The following is a 9,766-nucleotide window of genomic DNA, read 5'->3' on the forward strand; positions in this document are numbered from 1 at the left end:
GGATCAGCCTTTCAGTGCGGGGATCCGCTGGATCGGCCAGCAGATCTCGGTTCGATAGGTAGTGGGATCGGGGTCGTCCCCCGGCCCGACGACGTACAGCTCGCGGATCGGGCCCGGCGCGACCTCGCAGTGCTCCGCGACGTGCGAGCCGAGCGCGCCGTAGCTGCGGTCGAAGTCGGTCAGTGGCCCGCTGTGGACGGCGATTGCGAAGAACCCACCGGGCAGGTCGACGAGCTCGACCCCGTCGGCCGGCGCCTGGTCCGGCGCGACCGGCAGGAACGCGAGCACCTGACCGGCCTCCTCGGTGAAGAACTCGTCGCTGTACGTCGCTCCCGCCCTGGCCGCGATGTCACCGGCGACCGCGTCGAGCTTGCCGAAGGCGTATTCGCACCACGGGCCGATGTCGTCGCGGTCCACTCGACCCTGGACGCCGTACGCCCGGAACGGCGGAATGAACCGGTATTCGACATCCAGCACGGGCTGCCCCGGCGTCAGCAGTTCACGGAGGGATGTGACGACCTCGCGGGTGTGTGCGAGCTCCTTCTCCATCCGCTCGAGATGCGTCCGCAGTGTCTCCTCACGCTTGACACCGTCGGTCGACTCGACCAGATCCCGGACCTCGGGCAGCGGCATCCGCAGTTCGCGGAGCCGCCGGATCAGCAGCGCGGTCTCCACCTGAGTGGTGCCGTAGCGGCGGTAGCCGGACGACGGGTCGACGGACGCGGGCGCGAGCAGCCCGATCTCGTGGTAGTGGTGCAACGTCTTCACGCTCAGATGCGTGAGACGGGAGAACTCGCCGACTGTCACCGTTGCCGTCATGCGACAAGCTTCCACCCTCCGGTAACCGGAGGGTCAAACAGAACTCCTGCCGCGACGCTTCGCGTCGCGGCAGGAGGAGAAGAGAAGAGGCCGCGGTAACGACCGATCGGGCTCAGCCGCGGTAGCGGCCGATGACCTTGGTGTAGTCCCAGGGCTGCTGGGAGACGCCACCGCAGGAGTCCGCCGGCCCGCCGGTGCACGGGCGGTCACGGTTGACCGACCAGAACGTGAAGCGCGCCAGGTGGTGCTCCGACGCGTACGACAGCATCGACTCGAAGTCGGAGAGGTTGACCCGCTCGCCGGCTACATCGGTGACCTTCTGCCGAACGGCCGACTGAGCGAACTCCTGGTCCTCGATGTCGATGTCGATCGCCTTCAGCGACAGCGCGTTGATCACCTTCTGGTACGCGCCGGCCAGTTCACTTGCCGACCCACAGCTCTGCCCGAGCTTGTTGCCGGACCAGCCGCCGATCGAGACCACTGCGTCACCACCGTTGGAGCGGATCGTGTTCAGCGCCTGCTGATCGACGCCGCCCGTCAGCGGCCGGCCGCCGTCCCACATCGGGTTGCAGTACCCGTTGGACAGGATGAACGCCATCGTGAACCACTTCACGCCGGACGCGTTCATCACGGTCGCCGGGTTGGGCGGGCTGCCCCAGCCCTGGTACAGGTACGGCGCTGCCGCCATCGGCGCGCCACCGGTCGGCGGCGGTCCGTCATCGGCAGCCGGGACGTTCCATTTCTGGTTCGCCGTACCAGCGCAGGTCCACAGCTGCAACGGCGTACCGTTCGCGGAGTTGTTGCCGGTGACATCGAGACACTTGTTCGCCTGCGGGTTCACCAGATCCCGGCCGGCCGTATAGGTCCACTGCTGCGCGGCGCTGCCGTTGCAGGTCCACAGCTGGATGCGGGCACCGTTCGCCACCGAGCCGGCGCTGACATCCAGGCACTTGCCCAGCGCCGTCAACGTGCCGTTCGAGCTGCGGGTCCAGTTCTGCGCGCCCGTCCCGTTGCAGTCATACAGCTGTACGACGGTCCCGTCGGCACTGTTGGCCGCGGCAACGTCGGCGCACTTCCCGGCCAACCCCGTGATCGTCCCCGTCGCCGCCTGCGCGGGTGCAGCCGTCATGAGCAGTCCCGCACCGAGCACCAGAGCCGCGGCGACCGCCGCCACCCGGCGCATCAGACGGTCCACTTCTGGTTCGCGGCACCCGTGCAGGTCCAGAGCTGCAACGGGGTCGCGTTCGCGGAGTTGTTGCCGGTGACATCAAGACACTTGTTCGCCTGCGGATTCACCAGATCTCTCCCACTCGTGTAAGTCCACTGTTGCGCCGCACTGCCGTTGCACGAGTACAGCTGCACGCGAGCACCGTCGGCGACCGATCCGGCGTTCACGTCGAGACACTTGCCGAGGGCACGGATCGTGCCGTCACCCGGCCGGCTCCACTGCTGCGCCGCCGTACCGTTGCAGTCGTAGAGCTGCACCCCGGTCCCGTCCGCGCTGTTGGCTCCGGCGACATCGATGCACTTGCCGGCCAGGCCGGTGATCTGGGAGCCGCCGCCACCGCCGCCGCCCTGCGTGCCGGACCAGGTGAAGGTCGCGGACGTCTTGGTAGGCAGCGTGTAGACGAAGGACTGCGAACCCCAGTTCACCCGCACCGACTGCGAGCTGCCGGAGGTGTTGAACGCGATCAGCGCCTTCGAGCCGTCCGGGTTCTTCCAGGCCACGTTCTTCACCGAGGCGTTCGCGGTCGAGTCGATCCGCAGCGCGCCCGGCTTCACGAACTTGGTCAGGTGGCCCATGGTGTAGTACTCGACCGTCTTGGTGACCTGACCACGCTGGCCGTCGTTGCGGTGCACGGTGACCAGTCCGGTGCAGACGTTGCAGCCGGCACCGACGTACGGCAGGTGGGCCTCGTCCAGCGCGATGCCCCACTTCACCCACGACTTGTCCCAGTTGCGGGTGTAGTCGATCAGGTTGTTCATGTCCTCGACCTGCTGGTTCGGGATCCACGTGCCGCCCGAGTGCTCGGTCATGTACGCGTTCACGTTCGGGTACTGGTTGTGGATCTGGGTCTGCAGGTTCACGTCGCCGCCGTACCCGTGCCAGGCGATGCCACCGAAGTTCGGGTCGTTGCGTAACGCGGCATCCGCCAGCGGGACCGAACCGAGGTCGTTGTAGTTGCCCCAGTTGTAGTCGAGGATCAGCACCTTGGTGCTCAGCCCGGCGGCGTGCAGCGCGGGCATCAGGTTGTTCTTGGTGAACTCGAGCAGCCCGGACCCGTTCCAGTTCATCGAGGCGTAGCCGGTACTGTCAGTGCCGCAGCAGGTCGGCTCGTTCTGCACCGAGACGTAGTCGATGTGGTTGCCCTGGGCCTCGTTCTGCTGGATGTACTTGACGAAGTACTGCGCGTACATCGGGTAGTACTCGGCCTTCAGCCAGCCACGGTGGACGAAGTCGTTGTTGTCCTTCATCCAGGCCGGCGCGCTCCACGGCGAGCCCATCACCTTGACCGCCGGGTTGAGCTGCCGGGCCTGCTTGGTCAGCGGAACCACGTCGGCGAGGTCGTGGGAGATGCTGAAGTCGTTCAGGTCGCAGCAGGTGTCGTCGAAGGAGTAGTTGAACCGGGCCAGGTCGGAGGCGCCCATCGGGTTGCGGATGAAGGCCAGGCCGATCCCGTTGACCGGGTCGAACAGGTCCTTCATCACCTGGTCGCGGGTGGCCGCGGAGATCGTGTTGCTGCTGTTCAGCAGCCAGGCGGAACTGTCGGCGAACGACGCGCCACCGCCCTCGAAGGATTGGTACGTCGTGTTCTCGTTGACCGTGATCGTCTGGTTGGCCGAGCCGCCGGCCGGGCCGAAGGTGACCGGCGTCTGCTGCTGCAGGCCGCGGGTGACGTTCTGGCCGGCCGAGTCGTTCGTGGTGGTCAGCCAGATGTTGACCTGCTCACCGGCGGCCTGGGCGGGTGGGGCGGTGCCGAAACCGAGTCCGGCGGCGGCCACGCACAAGGCGGCGACCGCAACCGGCAGGATACGTTTCGCGGGCATGGGGCGGTTCTCCCTTGTACTAAAGGGTTCTGGGACATCACAGGGGTTGTCGGCGTCTGCCCGCGCCGCAACAGGTGGTCAGCACGAGGTAACCATCCGTGTACAGCCCTGTCAACGGCAGGCCTGACTTTTTTCAGGTCTTCTATTTAGTCACGACCTTGACGTGAAAGCGTTCTCACAGCAAGCTGCGGCCGAGCCCTGTCTCCCGACGCCCCCGTGAGAAATGAGGCATCCATGAAGCGTTCCCGTGTCGCGGCGCTCGTCGCGATCGGTGCCGCACTCGTCGGCACCACCCTCCTCCAAGCCCCCGCCCAGGCTCGTCAGCAGGCGCCCGCCGCGGCGACCGCGACGATCTGGGAGGACACCTTCGACGGCCCGGCCGGCCAGGCCCCTGATCCCGCCAAGTGGCGGTACGACATCGGCGGCTCCGGCTGGGGCAACGACGAGCGCGAGTACTACACCAACAGCACCCGCAACTCCGCGCTCGACGGGCAAGGCAACCTGGTGATCACCGCCCGCCAGGAGAACGGTGGCTTCCAGTGCCACTACGGCCCCTGCCAGTACACCTCGGCCCGGTTGCTCACCGCGCAGACGTTCACCCAGACCTACGGCCGATTCGAGGCCCGGATCAAGATTCCCGGCACACAAGGGGTTTGGCCCGCGTTCTGGATGCTTGGTGGCGGCAACTGGCCGAACGACGGCGAGATCGACATCATGGAGAACATCGGCCGCGAGCCGAACACCGTGCACGGCACGATCCACGGTCCCGGCTACTCCGGCGCCGGCGGCATCGGCGCGGCGTACAACTCTCCGGACGGACAGCCGTTCCGCAACGGGTTCCACACGTACCGGGTCGACTGGGAGCCGAACGCGATCACCTGGTTCGTCGACGGCGTCCAGTACCAGCGCCGTACGCCGGCCGACCTGAACGGCAACACCTGGGTCTACAACCACCCGTTCTTCCTGATCATGAACGTCGCGGTCGGCGGCTACTGGCCGGGCTACCCCGACGGCTCGACGGTGATGCCGCAGACGATGACGGTCGACTACGTCCGCGTCTCCAGCCTCGGCAGCAGCTCCGGCGGAACCCAGATCACCGGCCTGGCCGGCAAGTGCCTGGATGTCGCCGCCGCCAACTCCGCGGACGGTACGCCGGTTCAGCTCTACGACTGCAACGGCACCGGCGCCCAGCAGTGGACCCGCCCTGGCGACGGCACGATCCGTGCCCTGGGCAAGTGCCTCGACGTGAACGCGGGATCCCTTGCCGACGGTGCGAAAGTCCAGCTCTGGACCTGCAACGGGTCCGGCGCTCAGCAATGGACGTACTCGGCCGGCCATGACCTGGTGAATCCACAGGCCAACAAGTGCCTCGATGTCACCGGCAACAACTCCGCCAACGCGACCCCGGTCCAGACCTGGACCTGCACCGGCGCCGCCAACCAGAAGTGGACCGTCTGACCGGCCCGGCGGGGAAACTTCTCGTCACCCAGCGCACGTTTCTTTCCCCACCGCTCTAGCGGTTGCTCCGCAGCGGTACGACGCCACCGTCGCGGAGCAACCGCAGGACCGGGAGGGTCGCGGCACCCAACGCCACGGCGTCTCGGCCGAGCTCGCAGAGTTCGATGGAGACCTGGGAGTACGGAAGCCGCAACGCGTGCCGGCCGGCCACCTCGCGCAACTGCGGCAGGTAGCGCTCGCCCAGCATCAGTCCGGCCCATCCGCCGAGCACGATGCGCTCCGGATTCACCAGGTTGACCAGGTTGGCGAAACCGGCGGCCAGGTAGCCGATCGTCTCGTCCACGATCGTTGCCGCGAGCTCCGACGTACGCGCGGAGTCGAGTAACTCGACGAACGCCGCCTCTTCGTCGACTGCGACCAATGTCCCACCGGCCTCGCGGTAGCGCTCGAGCACGCCCTCCGCGCCGACGTACGCCTCAAGGCATCCGTCCGCGCCGCACCGGCACCGGCGGCCGCCGTACGCGATCGTCATGTGACCCCATTCGCCTGCGCTGCTGCGGGTCCCGCGGTAGCTGGAGCCACCGGCAACCAGTGCGGACCCGACGCCGGAGCCCACCAGCGCGACGACCGCGTCCGTCGCGCCGCGACCGGCGCCGAACCACATCTCCGCCTGGCCGAGCATGTTCGCGCCGTTGTCCACGTGGATCGGGATATCGATGCCCTCAGCAAGCATCTCCCCCAGCGGCACCGCGTCCCAACCGAGCGTCTGCGCGTCCACGACGGCGTTCCCCTCGACCACTCCGGAGACGGCGACGCCCAGGCCGAGGATCAGGTCGGACCGCACTCCGGCCGACGCGATCACCGTCGCCAGGCCGGCCAGCACATGTCGCACGACCGCCGCGGGCTGCGGCTCGTTGATCGGGTGATCCCAGGTGGCGAGCACGGTCATGGCCAGGTCGAACAGTTCGACGCGGATCCGGGTCTCGCCGACCTCGGCGCCGACGACGTACCGGAAGGTCGGTGACACCCGGAGCAGGACGCGCGGCCGGCCGCCCTCGGACTCGACCGAGCCGGCCTCCTCGACCACGCCTTCGGCGATCAGTTCGCCGACCAGGTTGCTGACGCTCGCGGCGCTCAGCGACGTCCGGACACTCAGCTCCTGGCGACTGAGCGGACCGTCGCGGTAGATGCCGGTGAGGAGCACGGACCGGTTGGACCGCCGCATGTCGCGCACAGTGGTCCGCCGAACGTCCATGCCCTCTGCCCCTGCCTGTCCGGCCCCCGGCAGGCCGCTCGCCCAGAGTCCATCACGTCGTACCGACAAGCCGGAAGGGGCACCTTCGTCCAGATCATGAATTAAGCCGCGATTCGTTACCACCCCGTGATTGACGACCCCTTGCTTACTCGGCTTCACTCTACGGAACCGCTTCCGAAACCGGTTCCGGCGCCAGCCGGAACCGCACCCGCCCGAGGGGAGCAGAGCAGTGTCGATCACCATCGCCGATGTCGCGGCGCGTGCCGGTGTCAGCAAGACGACCGTGTCGCGCGTGCTCAACGGCAAGGGTGAGCTCGACCTGCGCACCGCCGAGCGGGTCCGTCAGGTGATCGACGAGCTCGGCTACGTACCGAGCGCCCGTGCGGTCGGCCTGGCCCGCGGCCGGACCCGGATCGTCGGCATGCTGGTCCCGTCGCTCACCTGGCCCTGGATGGGCGAGGTGCTGCAGGGCGCCGTCGACGTGGTCGAGAGCGAGGGCTACGGACTGCTGCTGTTCACCTTCAACCGGGGTGAGGAGTCGATGCACCAGTTCGCCTCGCAGGTCTCGGCCCAGTCGTTCGACGGCCTGCTGGTGATCGAGCCGGAAGGCACGCTCACCTACATCGAGCAACTCCACGCGCGCGGCCTTCCGGTCGTCCTGATCGACGACCGGGCCCGGCGCCCACAGTTCCCGTCCGTCGCCACCACCAACCGGGCCGGGGGCGAGTGCGCCGCCCGGCACCTGCTCGAACTCGGCCGCCGCCGGCCACTGGTGATCACCGGCGTCGAACGGTTCGGCTGCACCCACGAACGCCTGGACGGCTTCCGCGACACCTACGCCGAGGCCGGCTTCGAGCTCGACCCGAGACTCGTGTTCGAAGGCGATTTCACCCATGCGAGCGGACGCCGCGGCGTCCAGTACGCACTCGACCAGCGACTCGAGTTCGACGCGATCTTCGCCCACAACGATCTGTCGGCCGGCGGCGCCATCCAGGCCGTCCGGGAGACCGGGCGGAACGTGCCGAACGACGTGTCGGTGGTCGGCTTCGACGACATTCCGTACGCCGAACACACCGAGCCGCCCCTGACCACGGTGCATCAGCCGATGCGTCAGATGGGTCAGGCCGCCGCCCGGATGCTGATGGGCTACTTCGGCGGCACCCCGCTGCCGGAGCAACCCCAAGTGCTGCCCACGACCCTCATCGTCCGCAGCTCCACCGCCCCAAAACCCGCCCCGCACCGCTTACGTCCGAAGAAGTGAGGGCCATGACCCACAGATCTTCGGACGCAACGGTCGACTGAAGACTCCGGCGGCGGGGCAGCTGCCCCTGTCCCGCCGCCGGCGAGAACCCCTTCGAGATCGATCCGTTAAGGCGTCCGCTCTTCCCATGAGAGCGTTCTCACGCCACGATGCACCTGCTCACGCGGCTCAGGCGTGAGCATCCGCCAACAGATACACAGGAGGAACCGATGCGAGCACGACGTACTGTCGCGCTGGCCCTGACGGGCTTGCTCGCGGCAGCCGCACTGGCTGCCTGCAGTAACGGGGACGGGAACAATGCCGCCAACACGTCGAGCAGCGCGGCCACCGTGCTGAACGTCGGCATGCCGAACGGCCCGCAGACCGAGAACCACAACCCGTTCCTCGGCTCCTCCTCGGGCGCCTCGCTGGGCTACCGCTGGATGATCTTCGAGCCGCTGGTGATGATCAACGGCATCAAGCCGACCGAGCCGGGCAAGCCGTGGCTGGCCACCGAGTGGAAGTGGGACGCGAACTTCACCAAGCTGTCGTTCACGATCCGCGACGGGGTGAAGTGGTCCGACGGCCAGCCGATGACGGCCGACGACGTCGCCTACTCGTTCCAGCTCCGCAAGGACCACGAGGGCCTGAACCAGGACGCGATCCCGTACGGCACCATCACCGCGTCCGGCAACAAGGTCGACCTGACCTTCACCCGGTCCCAGTTCACCAACCAGAACAAGATCCTGACCGTGTTCGTGGTCCCGAAGCACCAGTGGTCGACCCTGAAGGACCCGACCCAGGACACGCTGAAGAACCCGATCGGCACCGGTCCGTACACAGTGAAGTCGTTCACCCCGCAGACCACCACGCTGACGCTTCGGGACTCGTACTGGCAGGACCTGCCGAAGGTGAAGGAGCTGCGGTACACGTCGTACAACGACAACAACGCGCAGACCACCGCGCTGGCCAACGGCGCCTCGGAGTGGAGCTTCGTCTTCGTCCCGAACGTGAAGGCCGTCTACCAGGACAAGGACCCGAAGAACCACAAGCTCTGGTTCCCGGCGAACCTCGGCATCCACGGTCTGTGGATCAACACCACCCGCAAGCCCTTCGACAACCCGGCGCTGCGGCGGGCGATGGACAAGGTGATCAACCGCGACGACATCTTCCAGCAGGGTGAGGCCGGCTACTTCTACCCGAAGGTCGAGTCCGTCACGGGCATCCCGACCCCGGCCGGTGAGTCGTTCATCGCGCCGGACTACAAGGACAAGTCGCACGCGGTCGACGTCGACGGCGCGAAGAAGGACCTGACCGACGCCGGCTTCAAGCTCGAGGGCAACGTGCTGAAGGACCCGACCGGCAAGCCGGTGACGATCACGCTGACCGACCCGGCCGGCTGGTCCGACTACATCACCGACCTGGAGATCATCAAGGACAACCTGTCCACGATCGGGATCAAGGCCACCGTCGACAAGGCCAACCAGGACGCGTGGTTCAAGAACGTCGACGAGGGCAACTTCGACGCCGCGATGCACTGGACCAACGGCGGCGCGACGCCGTTCGACATCTACCAGAACATCATGGACGGCAAGATCCTGAAGCCGGTCGGCAAGGGTGGCGTGAGCGGCAACTACGGCCGGTTCAACAGCCCGGAGGCGACCAAGGCGCTGGACGAGTACGCCAACGCCGCCGACGACGCGACCCGGAGCACGGCGCTGAACACCCTGCAGAAGATCATGGTCGAGCAGATGCCGATGATCCCCACCTCGGCGTCCAACGTCGGCGGTCTCTACAGCACCAAGAACTGGGTCGGCTGGCCGGACGAGCAGAACCAGTACGGGCCGGCCCAGCCGACCCAGCAGAACGCGCTGCAGATCGTCCTGAACCTGAAGCCCGCCGGCAGCCAGTGAGGCCGGACCGCGGCGCCGGGAGTTCACGCTCCC

7 protein-coding genes are annotated in these 9,766 nt (G+C 67.3%); 3 read left to right on the forward strand and 4 right to left on the reverse strand.

The features are described 5' to 3' along the window. Positions 1 to 3: 3 nt before the first annotated feature. From ACXC9Q_RS20905 to ACXC9Q_RS20915, 3 genes are all read right to left on the reverse strand, one after another. Positions 4 to 819, reverse strand: a complete 816-nt coding sequence (locus tag ACXC9Q_RS20905) for a MerR family transcriptional regulator (RefSeq protein WP_457058284.1) — start codon at positions 817 to 819, stop codon at positions 4 to 6. A gap of 112 nt (positions 820 to 931) precedes the next feature. Next, positions 932 to 2,002, reverse strand: coding sequence for a ricin-type beta-trefoil lectin domain protein (locus tag ACXC9Q_RS20910; RefSeq protein WP_457058285.1), 1,071 nt, complete (start codon positions 2,000 to 2,002; stop codon positions 932 to 934). Continuing rightward, positions 2,002 to 3,867 (reverse strand): ricin-type beta-trefoil lectin domain protein, encoded by a 1,866-nt coding sequence (locus ACXC9Q_RS20915; protein ID WP_457058286.1) that lies wholly within the window; start codon positions 3,865 to 3,867, stop codon positions 2,002 to 2,004. The genes ACXC9Q_RS20910 and ACXC9Q_RS20915 overlap by 1 nt, the downstream gene beginning before the upstream one ends. 234 nt (positions 3,868 to 4,101) lie before the next feature. Between ACXC9Q_RS20915 and ACXC9Q_RS20920 the strand changes: the two genes are divergently transcribed. Continuing rightward, positions 4,102 to 5,325, forward strand: coding sequence for a ricin-type beta-trefoil lectin domain protein (locus ACXC9Q_RS20920; protein ID WP_457058287.1), 1,224 nt, complete (start codon positions 4,102 to 4,104; stop codon positions 5,323 to 5,325). A gap of 55 nt (positions 5,326 to 5,380) precedes the next feature. Here ACXC9Q_RS20920 and ACXC9Q_RS20925 read toward each other — a convergent pair whose 3' ends face one another. Beyond that, on the reverse strand, positions 5,381 to 6,580 hold the full coding sequence (locus tag ACXC9Q_RS20925; protein WP_457058288.1) for an ROK family transcriptional regulator: 1,200 nt from the start codon (positions 6,578 to 6,580) through the stop codon (positions 5,381 to 5,383). Positions 6,581 to 6,809: 229 nt separating this feature from the next. Here ACXC9Q_RS20925 and ACXC9Q_RS20930 point away from each other — a divergent pair, with 229 nt between their 5' ends. Both ACXC9Q_RS20930 and ACXC9Q_RS20935 read left to right on the forward strand, forming a co-directional pair. Continuing rightward, positions 6,810 to 7,841 (forward strand): LacI family DNA-binding transcriptional regulator, encoded by a 1,032-nt coding sequence (locus ACXC9Q_RS20930; protein ID WP_457058289.1) that lies wholly within the window; start codon positions 6,810 to 6,812, stop codon positions 7,839 to 7,841. A gap of 209 nt (positions 7,842 to 8,050) precedes the next feature. Continuing rightward, the gene (locus tag ACXC9Q_RS20935; protein ID WP_457058290.1) at positions 8,051 to 9,733 is read left to right on the forward strand and encodes an ABC transporter substrate-binding protein; all 1,683 of its coding nucleotides are present in this window, start codon (positions 8,051 to 8,053) and stop codon (positions 9,731 to 9,733) included. Positions 9,734 to 9,766 lie beyond the last annotated feature (33 nt).

Source organism: Kribbella sp. CWNU-51 (genome assembly GCF_054073265.1).

Coding starts and splice junctions, on each gene's coding strand:
- ACXC9Q_RS20905 (WP_457058284.1), bottom strand. CDS start 819: ATGACGGCAACGGTGACAGTCGGCGAGTTCTCCCGTCTCACGCATCTG.
- ACXC9Q_RS20910 (WP_457058285.1), bottom strand. CDS start 2,002: ATGCGCCGGGTGGCGGCGGTCGCCGCGGCTCTGGTGCTCGGTGCGGGA.
- ACXC9Q_RS20915 (WP_457058286.1), bottom strand. CDS start 3,867: ATGCCCGCGAAACGTATCCTGCCGGTTGCGGTCGCCGCCTTGTGCGTG.
- ACXC9Q_RS20920 (WP_457058287.1), top strand. CDS start 4,102: ATGAAGCGTTCCCGTGTCGCGGCGCTCGTCGCGATCGGTGCCGCACTC.
- ACXC9Q_RS20925 (WP_457058288.1), bottom strand. CDS start 6,580: ATGGACGTTCGGCGGACCACTGTGCGCGACATGCGGCGGTCCAACCGG.
- ACXC9Q_RS20935 (WP_457058290.1), top strand. CDS start 8,051: ATGCGAGCACGACGTACTGTCGCGCTGGCCCTGACGGGCTTGCTCGCG.